This window comes from Cupriavidus necator (assembly GCF_040578825.1).
GTDB lineage: Bacteria > Pseudomonadota > Gammaproteobacteria > Burkholderiales > Burkholderiaceae > Cupriavidus > Cupriavidus necator_E.
This window is the reverse complement of the sequence record NZ_JBEFLI010000020.1, coordinates 1-21,918: the sequence shown is the minus strand read 5'-3', so window position 1 is coordinate 21,918 and position 21,918 is coordinate 1. Positions and strand designations below refer to the sequence as shown.

At 69.2% G+C, this 21,918-nt stretch carries 19 protein-coding genes; 10 read left to right on the top strand and 9 right to left on the bottom strand.

Going from position 1 to position 21,918, the window contains the following annotated elements:
* Window positions 1-5: 5 nt before the first annotated feature.
* On the top strand, window positions 6-395 hold the full coding sequence (locus tag AB1I47_RS12370; protein WP_354684041.1) for a YkvA family protein: 390 nt from the start codon (window positions 6-8) through the stop codon (window positions 393-395).
* Here AB1I47_RS12370 and egtB read toward each other — a convergent pair.
* On the bottom strand, window positions 392-1,681 hold the full coding sequence (gene egtB, locus AB1I47_RS12365) for an ergothioneine biosynthesis protein EgtB (protein ID WP_354684040.1): 1,290 nt from the start codon (window positions 1,679-1,681) through the stop codon (window positions 392-394). The genes AB1I47_RS12370 and egtB overlap by 4 nt on opposite strands.
* Before the next feature lie 228 nt (window positions 1,682-1,909).
* Complete coding sequence (locus AB1I47_RS12360) at window positions 1,910-2,533, bottom strand: FMN-dependent NADH-azoreductase (protein WP_354684039.1); 624 nt, start codon at window positions 2,531-2,533, stop codon at window positions 1,910-1,912.
* Between the two features lie 169 nt (window positions 2,534-2,702).
* Between AB1I47_RS12360 and AB1I47_RS12355 the strand changes: the two genes are divergently transcribed.
* From AB1I47_RS12355 to AB1I47_RS12345, 3 genes are all read left to right on the top strand, one after another.
* Window positions 2,703-3,650: a LysR family transcriptional regulator gene (locus tag AB1I47_RS12355; protein WP_354684038.1), complete on the top strand. Its 948-nt coding sequence runs from the start codon at window positions 2,703-2,705 to the stop codon at window positions 3,648-3,650.
* 183 nt (window positions 3,651-3,833) lie between these two features.
* Window positions 3,834-4,253 (top strand): DoxX family protein, encoded by a 420-nt coding sequence (locus AB1I47_RS12350; RefSeq protein WP_354684037.1) that lies wholly within the window; start codon window positions 3,834-3,836, stop codon window positions 4,251-4,253.
* Window positions 4,254-4,368: 115 nt separating this feature from the next.
* A complete protein-coding gene (locus AB1I47_RS12345) occupies window positions 4,369-4,935 on the top strand; it encodes a DUF4136 domain-containing protein (protein WP_354684036.1) in 567 nt (188 codons plus the stop codon).
* Between the two features lie 3 nt (window positions 4,936-4,938).
* On the opposite strand, the gene AB1I47_RS12340 is transcribed toward AB1I47_RS12345, so the two are convergent.
* Window positions 4,939-6,156: an EAL domain-containing response regulator gene (locus AB1I47_RS12340; RefSeq protein WP_354684035.1), complete on the bottom strand. Its 1,218-nt coding sequence runs from the start codon at window positions 6,154-6,156 to the stop codon at window positions 4,939-4,941.
* 227 nt (window positions 6,157-6,383) lie between these two features.
* On the opposite strand from AB1I47_RS12340, the gene AB1I47_RS12335 reads away from it, so the two are divergent.
* Together AB1I47_RS12335 and AB1I47_RS12330 are read left to right on the top strand one after the other, a co-directional pair.
* On the top strand, window positions 6,384-9,857 hold the full coding sequence (locus AB1I47_RS12335) for an FtsK/SpoIIIE family DNA translocase (protein ID WP_354684110.1): 3,474 nt from the start codon (window positions 6,384-6,386) through the stop codon (window positions 9,855-9,857).
* 20 nt (window positions 9,858-9,877) lie between these two features.
* The gene (locus tag AB1I47_RS12330; RefSeq protein WP_354684034.1) at window positions 9,878-10,219 is read left to right on the top strand and encodes a cupin domain-containing protein; all 342 of its coding nucleotides are present in this window, start codon (window positions 9,878-9,880) and stop codon (window positions 10,217-10,219) included.
* 183 nt (window positions 10,220-10,402) lie between these two features.
* Here the strand turns inward: AB1I47_RS12330 and AB1I47_RS12325 are convergent, their stop codons facing one another.
* Genes AB1I47_RS12325 through AB1I47_RS12310 form a run of 4 tightly spaced genes read right to left on the bottom strand, consistent with a single transcriptional unit; the run spans window position 10,403 to window position 14,032 of the window.
* The gene (locus AB1I47_RS12325; protein ID WP_354684033.1) at window positions 10,403-11,002 is read right to left on the bottom strand and encodes a peroxidase-related enzyme; all 600 of its coding nucleotides are present in this window, start codon (window positions 11,000-11,002) and stop codon (window positions 10,403-10,405) included.
* Complete coding sequence (locus AB1I47_RS12320) at window positions 10,999-11,532, bottom strand: CMD domain protein (RefSeq protein ID WP_354684032.1); 534 nt, start codon at window positions 11,530-11,532, stop codon at window positions 10,999-11,001. The genes AB1I47_RS12325 and AB1I47_RS12320 overlap by 4 nt, the downstream gene beginning before the upstream one ends.
* Window positions 11,533-11,565: 33 nt before the next feature.
* Complete coding sequence (locus AB1I47_RS12315) at window positions 11,566-13,032, bottom strand: NAD(P)/FAD-dependent oxidoreductase (protein WP_354684031.1); 1,467 nt, start codon at window positions 13,030-13,032, stop codon at window positions 11,566-11,568.
* Complete coding sequence (locus AB1I47_RS12310) at window positions 13,025-14,032, bottom strand: LysR family transcriptional regulator (RefSeq protein WP_354684030.1); 1,008 nt, start codon at window positions 14,030-14,032, stop codon at window positions 13,025-13,027. Before AB1I47_RS12310 ends, AB1I47_RS12315 begins: the two co-directional genes overlap by 8 nt.
* A 240-nt stretch (window positions 14,033-14,272) precedes the next feature.
* On the opposite strand from AB1I47_RS12310, the gene AB1I47_RS12305 reads away from it, so the two are divergent.
* On the top strand, window positions 14,273-15,727 hold the full coding sequence (locus tag AB1I47_RS12305) for a glycine betaine ABC transporter substrate-binding protein (protein WP_354684029.1): 1,455 nt from the start codon (window positions 14,273-14,275) through the stop codon (window positions 15,725-15,727).
* A gap of 136 nt (window positions 15,728-15,863) precedes the next feature.
* Here the strand turns inward: AB1I47_RS12305 and AB1I47_RS12300 are convergent, their stop codons facing one another.
* Window positions 15,864-17,288, bottom strand: a complete 1,425-nt coding sequence (locus AB1I47_RS12300; RefSeq protein WP_354684028.1) for an aminotransferase-like domain-containing protein — start codon at window positions 17,286-17,288, stop codon at window positions 15,864-15,866.
* A 158-nt stretch (window positions 17,289-17,446) separates the two neighbouring features.
* Here AB1I47_RS12300 and AB1I47_RS12295 point away from each other — a divergent pair, with 158 nt between their 5' ends.
* From AB1I47_RS12295 to AB1I47_RS12285, 3 genes are all read left to right on the top strand, one after another.
* On the top strand, window positions 17,447-17,674 hold the full coding sequence (locus AB1I47_RS12295; protein ID WP_354684027.1) for a DUF2970 domain-containing protein: 228 nt from the start codon (window positions 17,447-17,449) through the stop codon (window positions 17,672-17,674).
* A gap of 70 nt (window positions 17,675-17,744) precedes the next feature.
* On the top strand, window positions 17,745-19,028 hold the full coding sequence (locus AB1I47_RS12290; protein ID WP_407935827.1) for a cytochrome c: 1,284 nt from the start codon (window positions 17,745-17,747) through the stop codon (window positions 19,026-19,028).
* A 26-nt stretch (window positions 19,029-19,054) separates the two neighbouring features.
* On the top strand, window positions 19,055-20,899 hold the full coding sequence (locus AB1I47_RS12285; protein ID WP_354684026.1) for an NAD(P)/FAD-dependent oxidoreductase: 1,845 nt from the start codon (window positions 19,055-19,057) through the stop codon (window positions 20,897-20,899).
* 21 nt (window positions 20,900-20,920) lie between these two features.
* Here the strand turns inward: AB1I47_RS12285 and AB1I47_RS12280 are convergent, their stop codons facing one another.
* Entirely contained in the window at window positions 20,921-21,820 is a 900-nt protein-coding gene (locus AB1I47_RS12280) for an acyltransferase (RefSeq protein WP_354684108.1), read from the bottom strand.
* Between the last annotated feature and the right edge of the window lie 98 nt (window positions 21,821-21,918).

Sequence of the window (21,918 nt, the reverse complement as noted above, 5' to 3'; positions counted from 1 at the left end):
TGGCGATGGCAATCGGCGCACGCCTGCGCCAGTGGGCGCGCGGCCTCAAGGCCAGCCTGCTGACGCTGTGGTTCTGCAGCCGCCACCCCGGCACGCCGCTGGGCGCGCGGGTGCTGGCCGCGCTGGTGGTGGCCTACGCCTTCAGCCCGATCGACCTGATCCCGGATTTCATCCCGGTGCTGGGCTATGTCGATGACGTGCTGCTGGTGCCGCTGGGCATCTGGCTGGCGCTGCGCATGGTTCCGGTGGCGGTGAAGGACGAATGCCGCGGCCGGGCCGAAGCCTGGCAGGCCACCCATGCAAAACGGCCGCGCAATCGCGCGGCCGCCGTGGTCATCGTGCTGGTCTGGGTAGCGCTGGCCTGGCTGGCGTGGCGGTGGCTGGCATCGGCCTAGACGTCATCGGCCAGCCGTACCCCCGTGAACTGCCAGCGCTGGTGCGGATAGTAGAAATTGCGGTACGTGGCCCGGATGTGCGATTCCGGCGTGACGCACGATCCGCCGCGCAGCACCATCTGGCCGCTCATGAACTTGCCGTTGTACTCACCCACCGCGCCCGCAGTGGGCCGGAAGCCCGGGTATGGCAGAAAGGCACTGCCGGTCCATTCCCACACATCGCCAAACATCTGGCGCAGCACGCCCGAGGTGTTCTGCCGGTCCGGCAGCGGCCGCAGTACGCGCCCCTCGACAAAATTCCCTGTCGCGGGCAGTCCGCGCGCCGCGTGTTCCCATTCCGCTTCGGTCGGCAGCCGGCGCTCGGCCCAGCGGGCAAAGGCCTCGGCCTCGTAGAAGCTGACGTGCGTGACCGGGCTTTCCGGGTCGACCGGATGCATGCCGCGCAGCGTCATCTGCCACCAGGTGCCTTCGCGCGCCTCCCAGTAGAGCGGGGCCTGGATGCCTTGCTCGCACACCCAGCGCCAGCCATCCGACAGCCACAGGCCCGAGGTCTGGTAGCCGCCGTCCTCGATGAACTCGAACCATTGCTTGTTGCTGACCGGATGCGAGCACAGCGTAAAGGGCTGCAGGTAGACCTTGTGGCGCGGGCCTTCGCAGTCGAAGGCGAAGTCGTCGCCGCGATGGCCGATCTCGACCACGCCGCCGTCAAAGCCGATCCATTCCGGCGCCGGGCGCGGGTCGGCGATTACCGGCGCGGTCAGGTCCGGCGCGAAGGCCGGGCGCAAGGGGTTCTGCGCGAACAGGTGCAGGATGTCGGTCAGCAGCAGTTCCTGGTGCTGCTGCTCGTGGTGCAGGCCGAGCGTGATCAGCGCGGCCTCGTCGTCGGTCTGGGCGCTGCCCAGCAATGACATCATCGATTCGTCCACCGCCTCGCGGTAGGCCAGCACCTCGTCCAGCGAGGGGCGGCTGAGCAGCCCGCGCTGCGGGCGCGGATGGCGTGGCCCGACCGCTTCGTAGTACGAGTTGAACAGGTAGCGGTAGTCCGGGTCCACCGGCTCGTAGTCCGGGATGCGCGCGGCCAGCACGAATTCCTCGAAGAACCAGGTCGTGTGCGCCAAGTGCCATTTTGCCGGGCTGGCGTCTTCCATGGACTGCACGGTGGCATCGGCATCGGACAGGTCGGCCACCATGGCTTCGGTGACGGCGCGTACGTGGCGATACTGCGAAAGCAGGGCGGGTTCGTGCGGGGGATGGAGGGCGGCGGCGGGCAACAGGGCTGAAGTCATGCGGGCTCCCGGGGATGATCGGTCGATGACTGCGGGCTAGGACACGGGCCTGCGCGGACAAACTGCGCGGGCGGTGTGCCGGCACGGGCTTGCCCCCAGTGCCAGCGCGCCGCCAATGGCACGCGGGGCGCCGTAGCGCCCCAACCCATCATAGACCTGTTCCGTCCCCGGAGCGAGCCGGCGCCGTCCTACAGCGCCGGCCCGTCGCCGGGCATCCCGTCAAGCCGCTCAGGCGGCCGCCAGGCGGCTCGCGTCGTTCAGCGCCGCGATCTCGGTGCGGGCGCTGGCCAGGCCTGCTTCACGGAACTGCGGACCCATGGCCAGGCCGTGGGCGCGCACGTAGGTGATGTCGGTGATGCCGAGGAAGCGGAACACCACGTCGACGGTCTTTTCGTGCAGGTCCAGCTCATTGGCATCCTGGCGCACGCCGCCGCGCGACGACACCACGATCACGCGCTTGCCGCCGGCCAGGCCCACCGGGCCGTTCTCGGTGTACTTGAAGGTGCGGCCGGCCTGCGAAATGCGGTCGATCCAGGCCTTGAGCTGGCTCGGGATGCTGAAGTTGTACTGCGGCACGCCCACCACCAGCACGTCGGCCGCGAGGAACTCGGCCAGCCACTGCTCGGTGCGCTGCAGCTCGGCTTCCTGCACGGCGTTCAGGCCGTCCTTGGGGCCGCCCAGCACCGGCAGCAGGTTGCCGGACAGGTGCGCCGGGGCGTCCGTGTCGAGGTCGCGCACGGTCACGGTGGCGCCCGGGTTAGCGGCGACCAGGTCGGCCACCACGGTGGCGGTCAGGCTGCGCGAAACGGAGTTGTCGCCGAGGACGCTGGAATCGATCTGCAGGATGTTCATGTCTTTCTCCACAAGGTGCGGTTGCAATGGAAGAAAGATACTGGCTGGCCATTGGTATCGGTAGTGAGGCAAAATGCAAATGATTGTTCTATCGCTGCAACGCCAATCTGCCGTCATTGTCGGCCAGCGCGGCCCGGCGCAGGCGGCGCAGTGATTCCGGAGCCTTACCATGCAAGACCTCAATGACCTGTCCCTGTTTGCCCAGGTGGTCGAACACGGCAGCTTCTCCGCCGCCAGCCGCGCCACCGGGGTGCCAAAGTCGCGCCTGAGCCGGCGCATCGCCCAGCTGGAGCGGGACCTGGGCGTACAGCTATTGCGCCGGACCACGCGCCAAGTGCGCGTGACGCCGCTGGGCGAGGCCTTCTATGAGCGCTGCCGGGCCATGGTCAGCGAGGCCGCGGCCGCCCGCGAAGTGATCGAGCAGGCGCGCGAACAGCCCGGCGGCGACCTGCGCGTCAGCTGCCCGGTCGGCGTTGCGCAGAACCTGCTGGCGCCGGCGATCGGCCATTTCATGCGCGCCAATCCGGGGGTGCGCATCGAGCTGGAGACCACCAACCGGCGCGTGGACGTGATCGGCGAAGGCTTTGACCTGGCGTTGCGCGTGCGCGAGGTGATGGAGGATTCCAGCCTGGCGGTGCGCACCTTCGGCGAAAGCCAGCTGATGCTGGTAGCCAGCCCCACGCTGCTCGACAGCATCGGGCGGCCGCGCACGCCGCAGGCGCTGGAGGGCATGCCGGGCGTCGGACAGAAACCGCACGATGGCAAGCACGTGTGGATTCTGCGTGGCAAGAGCGGCGAATCGATCCAGATCGCCTACGACCCGCGCCTGGTCACCGACGAGTTCGCGCTGCTGCTCGAAGCGGCCATCGCCGGCATCGGCGTGGCCATGCTGCCGCGCATGTACTGCCGTGAAGCGCTCGAGCGCGGCCAGGTGGAACTGGTGCTGCCGCAATTTGAAATGCCGGTCGGCACGCTGCACGCGGTGTTTCCGTCGCGCAAGGGCGTGACGCCGGCCACGCGGCGCTTCCTGGATTTCCTGGGCGAGGTCCTGCCCGAGTGCGCGCAGGTCGTCGGCATGCAGGCGCCGAAGCCGCCCGGGATGCACCGGATGGTGTAGCGAAAGGCGGCGTTGGCGGCACCGGCAAGGTGCCCGGCTGGCCGTTTGGAGGCGCATCACTCGTTTCATCCTTGCGGCTTTACCTTCACGCCGGCTCGCACTAAGGTACATGGGCGAAGCCTGCGCGTGAGGGTAAAGGCGCATGGCCCGGATTTCCGCACATCACTCGCAAGGAGAATGGCCATGAACGGCTCTCAGGGGGCAGAGGACTTGGGCAAGGCGCTGCTGCGCATCGTGCTTGGCGTGCTGATCCTGATGCACGGCCTCGCCAAGCTGCTAGGCGCGTCGGGCATCGGCTTCATCGCGAAGGTGGTCGCGGACGCCGGGCTGCCGGAATGGGTCGCCTATGGTGTCTATATCGGGGAGGTGGTGGCGCCAATCCTGCTGATCATCGGGCTGTGGAGCCGGCTGGCGGCGGTGATCATCGCAATCAACATGCTGTTCGCGCTGGGGCTGGTGCATGCCAAGGAATTCGGCATGCTGTCCAAGACCGGCGGCTGGGCGCTGGAGTTGCAGGGCATGTACCTGGCCGCGGCGATAGCGGTGGCCCTGCTGGGCGCGGGCCGGCTCAGCGTGGGCGGCATCAACGGCAAGCTGAACTAGTCCGGCGGCTTGCCGAGTCTCCACGGCGCCGCGGCGCGTCCCCGGCGCCGCTGGCGATGGCGGACTTGACGGAGGCCGTGCGGACGCGCGGGGCGTGGCTTCCTGGAGACGTATCGTGAAATCCTTCCGGCTGTTCCTACCGGCCGTGGCCGCGGCACTGACCCTGGCAGGCTGCGCCACCGGGCCCGACATCAAGACCGACTACCACCGCGGCGCCGACTTCAGCGCCTATCGCAGCTTTGGCTTCGTCGAGCGTCCCGGCACCGACCGCCAGGGCTATGAAAGCCTGACCACCCAGTACCTGAAGACCGCCGTGCAGCGCGAGATGTCGGCGCGCGGCTACCGCTACGTGCCGCAGTCGCCCGACCTGCTGGTCAACTTCAATGCGCGCCTGCAGGAAAAAGTGCAGGTCAGCCCGGCGCCGGTGCCGATGATGGGGTACTACGGCTATCGCGGCGGCCTGTACGCGCCGTGGCCGGGCTATGGCTTCTACAACGACGTCTACAGCTACACCGAGGGCACCCTCAATATCGACCTGGTCGACCGCCGGCAGATGAAGCTGGTGTGGGAAGGCGTGGCGGTGGGCAGCGTCGATGCGCGCGACCAGGCCAACGCGCAGCAGCATATCGACAAGACCGTGGCGCAGATTTTCGCGAAGTATCCGTTCCGTGCGGGGCAGTGAGTACTAGGCTGTGGGCGTCGCGCGGTCGATGGCGTCGGCGATAAAGGCCTCCAGCGGCTTGGGCGCCGACCACAGGTAGCCCTGGCCCAGCGGGCAGTGCAACGCCAGTAGTGCGGCGCGCTGCCCGTCGGTTTCCACGCCTTCGGCTATGCATTCCAGGCCCAGGTCGCGGGCCAGGGCGATCATGTTGCGGCAGATCGCGGCGCGCTGGCCGTGGCCGTCCACCTCGGACACGAAGGAGCGGTCCAGCTTCAGTTGCGTGAACGGCAGATCCGCCAGCAGCTTGAGCGTGGCGATGCCAACGCCGAAATCGTCGATCGCCACGCCATAGTCCAGTAGCCGCAGCCGGTTCAGGACCACCGACAACGCCAGCGCGTCGCGCACCGGGTAGCCTTCGGTCAGCTCCACCGTCAGCGCCTGCCGCGGCACGCCGCTGGCGGCCACCAGTGCATCGAACTGCTCCAGCAGGCCGGGCCGGCACAAGGTCTGCGCCGAGGCATTGAGGCCCAGCGGGATTTCGATGCCGGCGGCGCGCAGCTGCTGCTGCGCCTGCACGCAATGCCGCGCGACGAAGAAGAACACCGTATCGGCCGCGTCCAGCGCTTCCAGCCGCGAGATAAAGCTCTCGGGCCGCACCAGGCCGTGCACCGGATGACGCCAGCGTACCAGCGCCTCGGCGCCGGCCAGCCGGCCGCTGGCGATATCGTGCTGGGGCTGCAGCATGACCAGCAGATCGGCCCCTGACCGCATCGCGCCAAGCAGTTCGGCATCGTCCGGCGACCATGCCGGCAGCGCGGCGTCCGGCTGCCGGCGCACCAGCGCGTCGTCCAGGATCTCTTCGAGCGCATCGCGCGACAGCGGCTTGCGCAGCGCATGCACGCGTGCGATGCCCGCCGCATGCGCCAGGCCGCGGTGGGAATCCATGATGTCTTCGGCCAGCGCGGTGACCCAGACCCACACCGGCGGCGTCCCGGCAAAGGCTTGCGGACCGCGCCGGTGCAGCTCGGCAATCAGCTCGGGACCGTTGCCGCCGGGCATTTCGATATCGCACAACACCACGTCGAACGGTTCGCGCGCCAGGATCTCGGCCGCCTGCGTGCCGTTTTCCGCCAGGACCACGGCCTGCACGCCCAGGCGCTGCAGCAGGCCTTCGGCGGCGAGCCGCTGGAACGGATGGTCCTCGACGACAAGGATGCGCAGGCTGGCGTAGCGGATCGGCATGGGGATGCGGTTGGCGACTCGGTTGGTGCTTCAGTTTGCCGCATGGTAGCGCGGCGGGGCAGGGCGCCGCATCAGCGGCGCAAATGCTCCGTTGCCGCGCGGCAAAAACGCACGCATCACCCACACTTTAGCCGCCGCGTTACGAATATTTGCGCTTTCCGATCCAATGGGCGCCTGTCATAACCGCTACAATCGCTGCCCGTAGTTTTGAACATGGCATGTCGATAATGGGTTTGGGCTGGTTCGGTGTTTCGACTTTCTGGGTGGTGCCGCTGGTCTGGCGGCTGGTGTCGCGCTGGCTTGCCGGCGAGCGCCGGCTGGCCGGGCCGGGCTCGCTGCGCGTGTGGCTGGGCACGCTGGCCGTGCTGTGCGCCAGTGCCTGCCTGGAAGCGCTGACCGGTGGCACCGATCCGGAATCGAGCGCCGGCGGTTCGGCGGGCCGCGCGCTGGCCGGCATGATGGGCAACCTGTTCGGCTGGACCGGCGCCTTGCTGCTGATGCTGGTCGTGCTGGCGCTGGCCGCGCCGATGGTGTTCGGCGAGACCTGGCGCAGCCTGTTCTCGCGCAAGCCGCGCCGCGCGCCGGCCGCCGACGCCGCGCCTGACGAACCCGCGGCCACCTTCGCCACTACGCAACCGCTGCGCGAGACCGAGCGCTGGGATGCCGCCTCCGCCGGCAATGCCGGCTGGACCGCGCCGCCGCCGCGCCATCGCAGCTTCGAAGCCGTGTCCGCGCGGCGCCAGCCCGCCTGGCAACCGCCGCGCCGCACGCGCGAATCGCCGCCGCAGCCGGGCGAGATCTGGCTGCATCATGCTGACGCGCCGGGCGCGGCTAAACCGGCACGCACTGCTGCGGCCGGCGCCGCACCAGCGAGCGCCCATGCTGCCCCCGCGCCGCGGCCAGCGCCGACGCCGGCGCGCAAGCCCATGACCCCTGCCGCACCGGCGCCTGCGCCGGCAGCGGCATCGAAGCCTGCGCAGCCGCTACGCGCCACGGTGGTCAGCAGCCCGTTCCGGCAGCCGCAGCCCTTGGTGCGTTCGGCGATCACGACGCTGCCGGAGGCGGCGGGCAAGAGCGCTGCAGCGGCGACAGCGACGGTTGCGGCCACCGCGACTGTGGCCGTGCCGGCTGCTGCGGCGGCACCTGTCGTGCCTGCGCCGGCCGAAGCGCCTGTTGTTGTGCCTGAACCGGCTGTTGTGCCGGTACAGGCTGTGGCCGAGCCGGAAGCACCGGTTGCTATCGCCACCGAGACGTCGGCTGTGGAGACGACTGTGGAGACGGCGGTGGAGATGGCTGTAGAGACAGCGCTTGCCGAGTCCGAGCCCGATTTCGCCGTCGATGCCGTGCCGGAAATCGTCGTGGACGAAGCCGACGCAGCCACGCTGGCTGCCATCCGCCAGGAAGCGCTGGATCTGCTGGCTGAACTGCAGGCGCTGGCGCGCAAGTCCGTGATGGCCGATCCCGTTCCGGCTCCCGAAGCGGCAATCGAGCCCGAGCCGGTGACCCATGTCGTCACGGCGCGGGCCGCTGAGATTGCCGTCGACCCTGAACTTCCCGAACCCGAGAGCATCGCCTTCGAAGCCGAAGCCGAAGCCGAAGCCGAAGCCGAAGCCGAAGCCGAAGCCGAAGCCGAAGCCGAAGCCGAAGCCGTAACTGACGTCCTGGCAGAGGCAGTACAGGACGAGCCGGACATCGAACCGCAGGATGTGGCCGAAGCCCCAGAGGCGCAGACCGAGGTCACCGAGGCCGGCGCCGTGGCACAAGCCGTAGCCACCTCGGCGATGGAAGAGGAGGGGAGTGGTCCTGAACCCCTCGTCGAGCAGCCAGCCGCCGAAGCCGACGCTGAAGCGCTGATGGATGGCAATGACCTCGTTGGCGAAGCGGCCGACGCGGTGGCCGGGGAAGCGGCGCCGCTCGAACCAGCTGAATCCGACGAAGCCGTCAAAACGACGGAACCTGCGGAAGCGACCGAAGCGACCGAAGCGACCGAAGCGACCGAAGCGACCGAAGCGACCGAAGCGACCGAAGGCGCTGAGCCCGCTGAAGTCGAGGAAGTCGAAGAAGCCATCGAACCTCCGGCCAACGCCGCGCCCCAAGCGCCCGCGCCCAAGCCCCGTATCGTGCTGCCGGCCGTGGTCGGCCGCACCGTGCCGCTGTCCGCCGTCCAGCCCGCGGCGGCACCCGCGCCAGTGCCGGTACCGCCGGCGCCGCGCCCGATCGTCGATTACCGGCTGCCGCCCGCCGACCTGCTCGAGAGCGAAGTCGACAGTGCCGAGCAGGTCTCGGAAGAACGCCTGCGAGAAACCGGCGAGCTGATCGCCCAGCGTCTCGCGGAATTCAAGGTGCCCGTCGCCGTGGTCGGCGCCGGTGCCGGTCCCGTGATCACGCGCTTCGAAGTCGAGCCCGCCATGGGCGTGCGCGGCGCGCAGGTGGTCGGGCTGATGAAGGACCTGGCGCGCGCGCTGGGTGTGACGTCGATCCGCGTGGTCGAGACCATTCCCGGCAAGACCTGCATGGGGCTGGAGCTGCCCAATGCGCGCCGGCAGATGATCCGGCTGTCGGAGATCGTCAACGCGGCCTCGTTCCAGGCCCACCATTCGCGGCTGGTGCTGGCGATGGGCAAGGACATCACCGGTAACCCGGTGGTGACCGACCTGGCCCGCGCCCCCCACCTGCTGGTGGCCGGTACCACCGGCTCGGGCAAGTCGGTGGCGGTCAACGCGATGATCCTGTCGATGCTGTACAAGGCCACGCCGGAAGACGTGCGTCTGATCATGATCGACCCGAAGATGCTGGAGCTGTCGGTCTACGAGGGCATCCCGCACCTGCTGGCACCGGTGGTCACCGACATGAAGCAGGCCGCGCACGCGCTCAACTGGTGCGTCGGCGAGATGGAAAAGCGCTACAAGCTGATGTCAGCGCTGGGCGTGCGCAACCTCGCCGGCTACAACCAGAAGCTCCGCGCCGCCGACGCCGCCGGGCACAAGGTGCCGAATCCGTTCTCGCTGACCCCGGACGCGCCCGAGCCGCTGTCGCGGCTGCCGATGATCGTGGTGGTGATCGACGAGCTGGCCGACCTGATGATGGTCGCCGGCAAGAAGATCGAAGAACTGATCGCGCGGCTGGCGCAGAAGGCGCGCGCCGCCGGCATCCACCTGATCCTGGCCACGCAGCGCCCGTCGGTGGACGTGATCACGGGCCTGATCAAGGCCAATATCCCGACGCGCGTGGCGTTCCAGGTCTCGTCCAAGATCGATTCCCGCACCATCCTCGACCAGATGGGCGCCGAAAGCCTGCTCGGCCAGGGCGACATGCTGTTCCTGCCGCCGGGCACCGGCTATCCGCAGCGCGTGCATGGCGCGTTTGTCGCCGACGACGAAGTGCATCGCGTGGTCGAGCACTGGAAGCAGTTCGGCGAGCCCGACTACGAAGAAGCCATCCTCGCCGGCGACCCGGCCGAAGCCAGCGGCGCCGACCTGTTCGGCGACGGCGGCGATGGCGAGGCGGATCCGCTCTACGACGAGGCCGCCAGCTTCGTGCTGACCAGCCGCCGCGCGTCGATCTCGGCGGTACAGCGACAACTGCGCATCGGCTACAACCGGGCTGCGCGGCTGATCGAACAGATGGAGGTTGCCGGGCTGGTATCCCCGATGGGCCGCAATGGTGCGCGCGACGTGCTGGCGCCGGGGCCGGGGGACTGACGCTTTTCAGGGAGGCCCGGATGAAGCCTGAGCATGGAAACCTGCTGGTCGACGTGCCGGCCGGCGCGGCCGACGAGATTTTCCAGCCGCTGCTGGAGCGCCCCGGCCTGAAGATCGAGCGCATTGTCTCCGACGGTCAGGCCAGTCCGGAAGGGTTCTGGTATGACAGTGCGCAAGCGGAGTGGGTGCTGGTGGTGAGCGGCAGTGCTGCGCTTGAATTGGAAGGCCAGCCGGGGCTGCATACGATGCGGCCTGGCGACTGGCTGCACCTGCCGGCGCACTGCCGGCATCGGGTGGCGTGGACCGATGCAACGCAGCCGACAGTCTGGCTGGCGGTGCATTATGGGAGTGGCGAGAGCTAGCAACAGTGCAGGCTCGCGCATCGCACGCGCGCGTCTGAATCACGCATCGTTTGAACAAGACCACGATCCCACGCATACGCTCCCCTCTCCCGCGCGCGGGAGAGGGGTGGGGGAGAGGGCCGGAGCATCAACGAAGTAAAGCGCGTCGGTATGCCTGCGCCCGCAAGCGGGAGAGCAAACCAATTACTCCGCCACCTGCTCCTGCGGAAATACCGGCTCCCCCAAATTCAACATCAACCGGTTCGCCCAGGCAAAAATCGCCACCGAGTGAATCAAATCCAGAATTTCCGCATCCGAAACCCCCGCCTCACGCAGCGGCTTTAACTGCTCCGCCGTCACCTCCGCCGGCCGCTCGGTCAGCTCGATCGAGAACTTCGCGATCGCCTGCTCCCGCGCCGTAGTCCCCGCCGTGCGCGGATCCTCGAACACTTCCCGGATCACATCATTGCGCTTGGCCAGTTGCTCGAAGCGCTGCGCATGCACCGACGCGCAATACACACAGCCGTTCACCCGCGACACCACCGTAGTAGCCAGTTCCCGCTCCGCCCGCGGCATGCCGCCCGGCGCATACATGATGGCGTTGAACGCAGTGGAGCGCTGGCGCAGGATTTCGGGCTGGTGCACCAGGAAGCGGTAGTAGTCCTGCACCTTGGCCTTGGGATGGCTTTCCTCCAGCACGGCGATCTGCTCGGGCGTGGCCTGGTCGAGTTCCACCACATCGAGCCAGGCCTTCCAGTCCAGCACTTCATTGGTGAAGCCGTGGGATTTGATGATCTCGCTCATGCCTGCGCTCCTGCGGCGTCGTTCAGGGATTTCAATGCGTCGAGGCCGGCCACCAGCCGCACCTGGTATGACAGGAAGGCGATCAGCTGCGCCAGCGTGACCACCGCAGGCGTGCTCAGCCCCGCGGCCGGCAGCGCCTGCAGCGCGGCCTTGTCGCCTTCGACCGGTTTTTCGATCAGCTTGCGGGTAAAGACCAGCATCGCGCGCAGGCGCGCATCGCTGAGGTCTTCCGGATGACCTTCGGCCGTGATGCGCAGATGGCCGGCATCGGCGCCGGCCTGTTCGAGCCGTGCGCGGTAGTGCGCGGCCAGCGTCGGCGACGGTGTCAGTCGTGCCGCGTACAGCGCGACCAGCAGGCGTTCTTCCAGCGACAGGCCGGGCAGGGCGGGGTCGAACAGCGCGTCATAGCTGCCTTGCGTGGCGGCCACGACCTTGTCGCGCTGGTGGCGCAGCGCATGCGTGGCGCTGCCCGGCGCAAGGCCGGTGAGCTGGTCGATCAGGTCGACCGTGGAGGCTTGGGGCTGGGTCATCGGACTTTCTGGGTTCAGGTCGGTGTGTCGGGTTCAAACCTTGGTGGTGCGCTGCGCCGGCGGCGGGGCCGGCGTCCATTCATCGCCAAAGACTTCGGGCTCGGCATAGGCCTGCAGCGCAGCGTAGTGCAGTTCCACGTCTTCCTGGTACAGCAGCGCGGCAATGCCCTGGCCGAGCCGGCGCGCGCCGTCGCTGATGGCCGGGATATCGCCCGACACGGTGCCGTGCGACAGCGCCGCCGGATAGCAGAAGCAGTGGATGCGCGTGAGGCCCGGGCAGGCGCCAGCGGTCTTTTCCCGGAATTCAAAGGCTTCGCCGAGGTCGGGCGAGTCGGACAGCTCGCGGTCTTCCTGCCCCTGCGACGGCGTGTAGCGGTCGCGCCAGTAACGGATATGCGGGGCGAAGGCGGCAAACTCGGGCCGCGTTTCCAGCGCGATGCGAAAGCCCGTCGAAAAAATCAGGAAGTCCAGCTCGAACGTGCCCTGCGGCGTGCGCACGTGCAGCACATCGCCTTGCGCTTCGATCGATTCCAGCGCCGCACCGAGGTTGAAATACGCATTGGCATGGCGCGATACGCGCAGCGTGCTGCCGCGCGGCGGCGGCACCTGCTGCGCGTTGATGTAATGGCGCAGCCGCCATTTCCACGCATCGGGCAGCCCGAAATGGCCATGCGTGAGCCCCGGGTTGCCGGCGCCCTTGCTCTTGTTGACGCGCGGGATGTCCGGCCTGCGCACCAGCATCTCGACGCTGGCGGCGCCTGCTTCCAGCGCGGTGGCGGCGCTGTCCATCGCCGACGCACCGGCGCCGACCACGCCCACGCGTTTGCCGCGCAGCGTGGCGTAGTCCATGTCGTCGGACGAGTGTGCCCACAGGTGGCGCGGCAACTGGTCCGCCACCGGTGGCACGTAGGCGCCGCCCAGGCCGTCGCGGCCGGTGGCGAGCACTACGCGGCGGGCCAGCACGGTGTGTGGACCGTCGGGCGAATGCATCGACAGCGCCACCAGCCCGTCGGCGCGCGGCACGATCTGGTCGACACGGTGGTCGTTGCGGATATCCAGCTCCAGCACGTGCCGGTACCAGCGCAGGTAGTCCATCCATTGCAGCCGCGGGATCTTGTCCAGCGCCTGCCACGCGGCGTCGCCGAACTGCGCTTCGAACCAGGCGCGGAAGGTCAGCGCTGGCAGCCCCAGCGCGGGGCCGGTCAGTTGCTTGGGCGAGCGCAGCGTTTCCATGCGCGCGGTGGTGGCCCACGGGCCTTCGAGGCCGGCCGGCGCGCGGTCGAAGGCGCGCACGCGGATGCCCAGGTGCGTCAGCGTGGCGCAGGCCGCCAGCCCGGCCATGCCGCCGCCGATGATGGCGACATCGAGCACGTCCTTGCCGTCATGGCTGCGTGGCATGGTCCAGGCCCTGGCCGGCAATTCCAGCCAGGACAGGTCCTGGCGCAGGCGGGCTTCGAGCGCGGCGAGGCCGGCAGGATTAAGGGCGTGTTGGTCAGTCATGGCTTGAGGATCCGGCATCTTGCAAGAGCGTTTCGGCATCGGCCGCATCGCCATAGAGCGATTGCAGCAGCGCGCCATGTTCGGCGGGCGCGCGCCGCACCAGGTCGGGCAGCAGCGCGGCGGCGGCATCGGCCACCGCCTGCACCAGCCCCAGCACGGCGGTGCTGGCAGGCCGCGCCTGCGGCGTGATCACGCCGAAATAGAAGGGGATATCGACATCGATCGGCCGCACCGCGATATCGGCCAGCGGCAGGCCGCGCGCGGTCACGGGCTCGAGCACGGCGATGCCGAGTCCGGCGCGCACCAGCGTCAGCGCGCTGATCGAGGTATTGGTGTCGATCACGCCGGCGGCCGGCACGCCCGCGCCCGCCAGCGCGCGGTCGACGCGGCGGCGCAGCCGGTAGGGGTTCTGCATGGTGACGATGCGGCGCGCGCCGCAGTCCTGCAGCGCGATGGTGCGCCTTGCGGCGAGCGCATCGTCGTTGCGGACCGCGGCCACGCACGCGGACTGGCCGATCCAGTGGACGGTCACGCCGCGGTGCTCCAGCGGCAGGCTGTTCAGGCCGATCTCGGCGGCGCCGGTCAGCACCGCGTGCACTACCTGCTCGGGCGACACGCTCTGCACCTCCACGCGCTCCGGCGTGCACAGCCCGCGCTCGAAGGCCAGCGCCAGTGCCGGCGGCAGCAGCCCCGCAGCCAGTGCGGGCGTGGCGGCGATCCGCAACGGGCGGCCCTCGCCGCGCGCCAATGCCGCCGCCCGTGTGCGGATCTGCTGCATGCCGGCCAGCGTCTGCTCGACCTCGTCGTAGAGCAGGAACCCCTGTTCGGTCGGGCTGACGCGCGGGCCGCTGCGGGCGAACAGCGCGAAGCCGAGCTCCGCCTCCAGCTCCTGGATCAACCGGGTGATGGCCGGCTGCGAGCGGCCGAGCAATCGCCCGGCGGCGGTAACGCTGCCAGTGGTCACGACTGCGGCGAAGGCTTCCAGTTGCCGGATTTCCATGGCGGGGGATCGATGTATGTGTAATCCGGATTCTGATGGCTTCACCATGCATATGGCAAATACTATTTAGGGATAAGCGCATGCGGCGGCTATGATGTAGCGATGCCGGGCGCACACCGGCCCACCATCGGGGCAGACGTTTTGGCTTGGATCCGCGGCAGTCGGGATATCGGGAGAGCAGGGCGGGCGGCGCTTTGGCGCGTCGTCGCCGGAGTGCTTGCCGCGACACTTGCGGCCGCCATGCCCGCGCGCGCGGCCGATCCGTTGCGTGTCGGCTCCAAGCGCTTCACCGAGTCGTACATCCTGGGCGAGCTGCTGACCAACGCCGCCGGCCCCACCGGCACAGCGCAACACCACCAGGGGCTCGGCAATACCGCGATCGTGTTCGAGGCGCTGAAGGCCGGCAGCATCGACCTCTACCCGGACTACACCGGCACCCTGGCCGCCGAGATCCTGAAGCTGCCGCCCGGCGCCGGGCTCGACGCCATCCAGAAGGCGCTGGCGCCGATGGGACTGGGCGCCGCGATCCCGCTAGGGTTCGAGAACACCTACGCGCTCGCCGTGTCCGACGCGCACGTCGGCAAGCTGCGCCGGCTCAGCGACCTGGCCGCGCAGCCGCAACTGAGGCTTGGCCTGTCGCACGAGTTCCTCGGCCGCGCCGACGGATGGCCGGGGTTGGCGAGCCGCTATCGGCTGCCCCAACGTCCGGTGGGGCTGGACCACGGCGTCGCCTATGAAGCGCTGGCCGCGGGGCAGGTCGATGCCATCGATATCTATTCCACCGACGCCAAGATCCGCAAGTACAAGCTGCGCGTGCTGGAGGACGACCGGCATTACTTTCCGCGCTATGACGCGGTGGTGGTGTACCGGCTCGACGTGCCGCAGCGCTTCCCGCAGGCGTGGCAGGCGCTACAAAAACTGGCCGGCCGGGTCAGCGCCGATGACATGATCGCGATGAACGCTGCCGCGGAGATCGACGGGCAGCCGTTCAATGCGATTGCGCGGGCGTTCCTGGCGGGGACTACCGGGCAGGCGCAGGCCGCTGGCAACACCGTGCCGCGCAGCACGCTTGCCTCCGCACTGTTCGGCCCGGATACCACGCGGCTGGCGCGGCGCCATGTCGGTCTGGTGGCGGGGGCGGTCGGGGCGGCCACGCTGGTCGGGGTACCGCTCGGCATCCTGGCCGCGCGCCGGCGCCGCACCGGGCAGGTGGTGCTGGGCGTGGTCAGCGTGCTGCAGACCGTGCCGTCGCTGGCGCTGCTGGCGATGCTGATTCCGCTGCTGGGCCGCATTGGTGTCTGGCCCGCGATGGTGGCGTTGTTTCTCTACGCCTTGCTGCCGATCGTGCGCAATACCAGCACCGGGCTCGAGCAGGTGCCCCAGGGCATGCGCGACGCGGCGCGCGCGCTCGGCCTGCGCGGCCCGCAGGTGCTGCGCTACGTGGAGCTGCCGCTGGCGCTGCCGGTGCTGCTCGCCGGCGTCAAGACCGCGGCCATCATCAGCGTGGGTACGGCGACGATCGCGGCCTTTGTCGGCGCGGGGGGCTTTGGCGAGCGTATCGCTACCGGGCTTGCGCTTAACGATGCCACGCTGCTGCTCGCTGGCGCGATCCCTGCAGCCGCGCTGGCGCTGGTGGTGCAGGCCGCGTTCGAAACGCTGGAGTGGGCGCTGCGCCGGCATCGAGACGCGCGTTAGGGGAGGGCCCAGGAGGACGATCCAGCGCGCATCGCACCCCGGCATCATTGAACAAGACCGCGAGCCCACGCAGACGCTCCCCTCTCCCGCAAGCGGGGAGAAAACCAGCGGCATCCGGAGTTTGTCTTCTCGCGCGCTATCCCACCTCAACCTTCTGCCGCGCAATCAGCCGCCCCAACGTGGCGATCGCCGCTTCCGCCTCCTCATTCCACAAATGCCCATAGTTGAGCCGGATGCAGTTGCGATACCCCTGCCGCGCCGAAAAAATCGGCCCCGGCGCAATGCCGATACCCGCCTCCAGCGCCGCATGATGCAGCGCCAGCGCATCGAACCCCGCCGCGAACTCGACCCACAGGAAATACCCGCCCTCCGGGCGCGACACGCGCACGTCCTCCGGGAAATGCTGCCCGATGGCATCGATCATCCGCCCCTGCTGCATCTCCAGCACATGGCGCAGCTTGCGCAGATGCTTGTCGTAGCCGCCGTGCTGCAGGTATTCGGCCAGCGCTACCTGCGTGGGCACGCCGGCCGACAGCGTGGTCATCAGCTTGAGCCGCTGGATCGCCTCGCCAAAGCGCCCCGGCGCGACCCAGCCGATACGGAAGCCCGGTGCCAGCGTCTTCGAGAACGAGCTGCAATGCATCACCAGCCCCTGCGTATCGAATGCCTTGGCCGGCAGCGGGCAGCGGTTGCCGAAGTAGAGCTCGCCATAGACATCGTCTTCGATCAGCGGCACCTGGTGGCGTGCCAGCAATGCCACCAGCGCGTTCTTCTTGTCCTCCGACATGCTGGCGCCGAGCGGATTCTGGAACTGCGTCATGAACCAGCACGCCTTGACCGGATGGCGCGACAGCGCGGCGTCGAGCGCGCCCAGGTCGATGCCCTCGGCCGGGTCGACCGGGATCTCGACGGCCTTGAGCCGCAGCCGCTCCAGCGCCTGCAGCGAGGCATAGAAGCCGGGCGATTCGATCGCCACCACGTCGCCCGGCTGCGTCACCGCCATCAGGCACAGGTTCAGCCCCTCGAGCGCGCCGTTGGTGACGATCAGATCGTCGGCCGGCTGCGGCGCGCCGGCACCCAGGTAGCGCAGCGCAATCTGGCGGCGCAGCGCGGTGTTGCCCGGCGGCAGGTCGTTGACCGAATGCCACGGGTCCAGCGCCCGGCCCGCGCGCGCCAGCGACTTGCCCAGCCGCTCCCACGGGAACAGCTCCGGCGACGGGAAGGCCGAGCCGAACTGCACCAGCTTGCGGTCGCGCGCGCCTTCCAGCACGGCAAACACCAGCTTGGAGATATCCACCTGCGTCGATACCTGGCGCGAGGGCCGCGCCTGCGGCTGCGGCAGTTCGCGCCGTGCCGGCCCCGCCACGTAGTAGCCGGAGCGTTCGCGCGCCCGCACCAGCCCGCGCTCTTCGAGCCGGTAATAGGCCTGGAACGCGGTGGAAGGGCTGACGCCGTACTGCGCCACGGTCTTGCGGATCGACGGCAGGCGCGTGCCCGGCGGCAGGCTGCCGTTGCGGATATCGGCGGCCAGGGTTTCGGCGAGGGCTTCGTACCGTTTCATCGGGGGCTGGCGGAGCGGGGAGGGGTGGCGGCCATTATCGCCCGGCCGGCAAACTGATACGTATATTTCTCCGGTATCTGATGCTGTTACGGCTGGCGCCTGCAGCCGATAATCCGCTCTTGTCGACACATCCGCTGTCCATTGCGCAAGGAGATGCCATGAACCCGTTGAGGCTGTTGCAGACCGTGCTGTGGGGCTTTTTCGGCCTGCGCAAGGGCCAGGAACACCAGCGCGACCTGGAGAACCTGCGTCCCGTGCCGCTGATCCTGACCGGGGTGGCCGTGGCCGCCGGGCTGGTGGCGTGCCTGGTGCTCGCGGCCAACTGGGCAGTGTCCACCGCGTCGGCGCCGCTGCCGGCAACGCTCGCTTACGCGGCGCTGGCCTGAGCGGCCGCTTTTGTGCCAGCATGCATCGCATCCCCCGACAATTCCAGCCACTGACACGCTGACCGCCCCCATGTCCCGCCCGATGCCCTGGCTGTGGTTCGCCATGCTGCTGTCGCTGCTGCTGCCGGCGCGCCTGGCGCTGGCCGCCAACGGCGCCGACGCGCAGCAGATCGAGCGCGGCCGTTACCTGGCGCGCATTGCCAATTGTGTCGCCTGCCATACCAGCGAAGGCGGCAAGCCGTTCGCCGGGGGGCTGCCGATCCGCACGGCCGTCGGCACCATCCATTCGACCAACATCACGCCGGACGCGGGCAGCGGCATCGGCGCCTATACCCTGGCCGAGTTCGACCGCGCGGTGCGCCACGGCGTGGCCAGGGACGGCAAGCGGCTGTATCCGGCGATGCCGTACCCGTCGTACGCGCGCATGCGGCCCGAGGATGTCGCGGCGCTGTACGCCTACCTGCGCGCCGAAGTCACGCCGGTCGCGCAAAAACATCCTGCGCCGGAAATGCGCTGGCCGTTCGGCATGCGCTGGCTGCTGTCGGTATGGAACCTGCTGTTCGTCGATGACGACCCGGTCCGCACCGACCCGACGCGCGGCGACGCCTGGAACCGCGGCGCCTACCTGGTGCAGGCGGTAGCCCACTGCGGCGCCTGCCACACGCCGCGCGGCAAGTTGTTTGCCGAGAAGGGCCTGGACGAGCGCAGCCGCCATTTCCTGGCCGGTGCGAGCGTGGAGGGCTGGTCCGCCACCAACCTGACCGGCGACCACATCACCGGGCTGGGCGCGTGGTCGCGCGCGGATATCGCCGAGTTCCTGCGCACCGGGCGCAATGCGCATGCGACCTCGTTCGGGCCGATGTCGACGGTGATTTCGACCGCCACGCAATACATGAGCCCGGCAGACCTCGACGCCGTCGCCGCCTACCTGAAATCGGTGCCCGGCGCGCGCGGCGAAGACAAGCCGTTCCGACCCGATCCCGCCACCGCGCAGCGGCTGCACCAGGGCCGCTTCGACCAGCCCGGCGCGCGCCAGTACGCGGTGTTCTGCATGCCTTGCCATGGCACCGACGGCAAGGGTTTTGCGCGCGTGTTCCCGCCGCTGGCCGGCAACCCGACCGTGGCCGATCCGGACCCGGCCTCGCTGATCAACCTGCTGCTCGACGGCGCCGTGACCGCGCGCGTCGGCACCGCGCCGGCGGACTACCACATGCCCGGCTACGGCTGGACCCTGAACGACCAGGAACTGGCCAATGTGCTGACCTTTATCCGCGGTGGCTGGGGCAACCGCGCCGCGCCCGTGTCCGAAGCCGAGGTGGGCGCGCGGCGCAAGGCGCTGGCCGCGCAGCGCTGAGCCGATGGCTTTCTGACAAGCACTCCATGACGATCACGCGCAGAGACTTCCTCAACGGCACCGCCCTGACCATCGCCGCCGGCCTGGCGCCCGTGCAGTGGCTGCATGCGCAGCAGGGTGCGGGCGGGTCCGCCTATCCGCCCGCGCTGACCGGGCTGCGCGGCAACCACGAGGGCACCTATACGCTGGCCCACAGCCTGGCGCGCGAAGGCGCAAAGTACCCGCGCGTGCTGGCGCGCGAAGCGTTCGACCTGGTGGTGGTAGGCGGCGGCCTCAGCGGGCTTGCCGCGGCATGGTTCTACCGGCGCCGCTTCGGCGCCAACCGCCGCGTCCTGATCCTCGACAACCACGACGACTTCGGCGGCCACGCCAAGCGCAACGAGTTCACGGTGCGCGGCAAGCGGCTGGTGACCTATGGCGGCAGCGCCGAAATGCCGCCCGGCGCCGCCACCGACGCCGCGGTGCGCGAACTGCTGGCGGGTCTGGGACTCGATGCCTCGCGCCAGCCAGAGGCCCCGCTTGCCGACCCCTATGCCGCGCTGGGCATGGGCCGCGCGGTGTTCTTCGATGCCGAGCATTTCGGCAGCGACCAGTGGGTGGCCGGCGATCCGTTCGGGGACCTGATCGATGCGCGCAGCGGGCAGCGGCCGGACAGACCCGACGCCGCGACGCTCGCACGCTTTCTCGACCACACGCCGCTGCCCGCCGCGGACCGCGCCGCACTGGCACGGCTGGCCGCCGGCGCCACCGACTACCTGCCGGGCATGTCCGCCACCGAGCGTGCCGCCGCACTGCGCACGCTGCGCTACAGCACCTTCCTGCGCGACAAGGCCGGCATCGGCCTGGCCGGCCAGCGTTTCCTGCGCGGGCGGCCCAACGACGCCTATGCGCTCGATGCCGATGGCATCTCCGTTGCCGACGCCATCGCGATTGGCCTGCCCGCCGGCGCCAACATGCCGCCGCCGGTGGTCAACCCGCGGCTCGGCAAGTCGCCGGCCTCGCGGCTGTGGTTTCCGGACGGCAATGCCCCGCTGGCACGGCTGCTGGTGCAGAACCTGATCCCCGGCGTGGCACCGGTCGCCAGTCCCGCCGACGTGGTCACGGTGGCGTTCGACTACAGCCGCCTGGACCGCGACGGCGCCCCGGTCCGCCTGCGCCTGAACAGCACCGCCATCGCGGTCGAGCCCGACGGCAATATCACGCGGGTGACCTACGGCTTCGGCGGCAACCTGCACCGGGTCGAGGCGCGCCATGTGGTGCTGGCCGGCTACAACATGATGATCCCGCACCTGCTGCCGTCGCTGCCCGCGGCGCAGAAGACCGTGCTGCACGACGAAGCCAAGGCGCCGCTGGTGTACACCAAGGTGGCGCTCGACCACTGGCAGGCCTTCGCCGCGCTGCGCACGCGCCGCATCCACGCACCGGCGATGGCCTATACCGACCTGTGGCTGGAACCGCCGGCAGGGCGCGAGCCCTCCGACCCGGCCGTGCTGCATATGCTGTACGTGCCCACCGTGCCTGACAGCGGCATGCGCGCGCGCGACCGCTTCCGCGCCGGCCGCGCCTTCCTGCTCGGCACGCCGTTCGAGGTGCTGGAACGCGAGATCCGCGCGCAGCTCGACCGCATGCTGGGGCGTGCCGGCTTTGCTTCGAAGGAGGTGATCCGCGGCATTACCGTCAACCGCTGGGCGCATGGCTACAGCTATATGCCGGACAGCCTGTCGGGAGAGAATGTGGCACCGGATGCCGCCTGGCCGAACCTGGCCGGCGTCGGCAATATCAGCATCGCCAACAGCGACAACGCCGGCAGCCCGTCGCTGACGGCCGCGGTCGGGCAGGGGAAGCGGGCAGTGGACCGGCTGCCGGGCTAGGCCGGCAGCCGGCAGCAAAGGTCAGCCGCGCCGGGACATCAGCGCGTCGATCTCATTGTCCTTGGCCTGCCACTGATCGGCCAGCCAGTGATGGAATGCCGTGCGGAAGGCCTTGTCGGTGCCGTAGTCGGCCTCACAGAAGGACGGCGGCACCGGCAACTGCCGCATGCGCACGACCACCCGGCCGGCGCGCCCGCAGGCCAGGTCCCAGAAACTCGGCGTGCCGTCCGGATATGCGATGGTGGCGTCGATCATCGAGCGGAAGCGGGTACCCATCGCATTCAGTGCCACCGCCAGCCCGCCCGCCTTGGGCTTGAGCAGATGCCGGTACGGCGATGCCTGCGCTTCGCGCTTGGCCTCGGTAAAGCGCGTGCCTTCGGCAAACACCATCACGCTGGTCGGCACCAGCGAAAACTTCGCGCACGCGCGCCGCGCCGTCTCCTGGTCCTGCCGGCGGCGGGCCGGATTGCGGCGCAGCTCCGCCTTGCCATGGCGCTTCATGAACGGGAAATCCAGTGCCCACCACGCCAGCCCGATCACCGGCACATAGATAAGCTGTTGTTTCAGGAAAAACTTCAGCAGCGGAATGCGCCGGTTCAGCGAACGCTGCAGCACGAAGATATCCGCCCACGACTGGTGGTTGCAGTTGACCAGGTACCAGTCGGCATAGCGCAGGCCGTCGTGGCCCTGGACGTCCCACGGCTCGCGCTGGATCCATGCAAACCATCCGGTATTGCAGGAAATCCACGCGGTGGCGATCCCGTTCAGCACCGGATCGATCCGCCGCCGGACGGCCGCGAACGGCAGCACCAGCTTCAGCAGTGCGAGCGGGAACAGCAGCGCGCACCAGAACAAGGTGTTGGCGATCAGCACCGTCCAGCTCAGGATGCCGGTCAGCCAGGCAAAGCGGCCGCGCGGCACGCAGGCCGGGCGGTGGCGGCGCAGAGGCTGGATGGGCGGATGGGGGGTAGGCGTGGTGGAGTCACTGGCGCCGGCGGCGCTGGGGGGCGAAGGAGGCA

Coding starts and splice junctions, on each gene's coding strand:
- AB1I47_RS12370 (WP_354684041.1), top strand. CDS start 6: ATGGCAATCGGCGCACGCCTGCGCCAGTGGGCGCGCGGCCTCAAGGCC.
- egtB (WP_354684040.1), bottom strand. CDS start 1,681: ATGACTTCAGCCCTGTTGCCCGCCGCCGCCCTCCATCCCCCGCACGAA.
- AB1I47_RS12360 (WP_354684039.1), bottom strand. CDS start 2,533: ATGAACATCCTGCAGATCGATTCCAGCGTCCTCGGCGACAACTCCGTT.
- AB1I47_RS12355 (WP_354684038.1), top strand. CDS start 2,703: ATGCAAGACCTCAATGACCTGTCCCTGTTTGCCCAGGTGGTCGAACAC.
- AB1I47_RS12350 (WP_354684037.1), top strand. CDS start 3,834: ATGAACGGCTCTCAGGGGGCAGAGGACTTGGGCAAGGCGCTGCTGCGC.
- AB1I47_RS12340 (WP_354684035.1), bottom strand. CDS start 6,156: ATGCCGATCCGCTACGCCAGCCTGCGCATCCTTGTCGTCGAGGACCAT.
- AB1I47_RS12335 (WP_354684110.1), top strand. CDS start 6,384: ATGGGTTTGGGCTGGTTCGGTGTTTCGACTTTCTGGGTGGTGCCGCTG.
- AB1I47_RS12330 (WP_354684034.1), top strand. CDS start 9,878: ATGAAGCCTGAGCATGGAAACCTGCTGGTCGACGTGCCGGCCGGCGCG.
- AB1I47_RS12325 (WP_354684033.1), bottom strand. CDS start 11,002: ATGAGCGAGATCATCAAATCCCACGGCTTCACCAATGAAGTGCTGGAC.
- AB1I47_RS12320 (WP_354684032.1), bottom strand. CDS start 11,532: ATGACCCAGCCCCAAGCCTCCACGGTCGACCTGATCGACCAGCTCACC.
- AB1I47_RS12315 (WP_354684031.1), bottom strand. CDS start 13,032: ATGACTGACCAACACGCCCTTAATCCTGCCGGCCTCGCCGCGCTCGAA.
- AB1I47_RS12310 (WP_354684030.1), bottom strand. CDS start 14,032: ATGGAAATCCGGCAACTGGAAGCCTTCGCCGCAGTCGTGACCACTGGC.
- AB1I47_RS12305 (WP_354684029.1), top strand. CDS start 14,273: ATGCCCGCGCGCGCGGCCGATCCGTTGCGTGTCGGCTCCAAGCGCTTC.
- AB1I47_RS12300 (WP_354684028.1), bottom strand. CDS start 17,288: ATGAAACGGTACGAAGCCCTCGCCGAAACCCTGGCCGCCGATATCCGC.
- AB1I47_RS12295 (WP_354684027.1), top strand. CDS start 17,447: ATGAACCCGTTGAGGCTGTTGCAGACCGTGCTGTGGGGCTTTTTCGGC.
- AB1I47_RS12290 (WP_407935827.1), top strand. CDS start 17,745: ATGTCCCGCCCGATGCCCTGGCTGTGGTTCGCCATGCTGCTGTCGCTG.
- AB1I47_RS12285 (WP_354684026.1), top strand. CDS start 19,055: ATGACGATCACGCGCAGAGACTTCCTCAACGGCACCGCCCTGACCATC.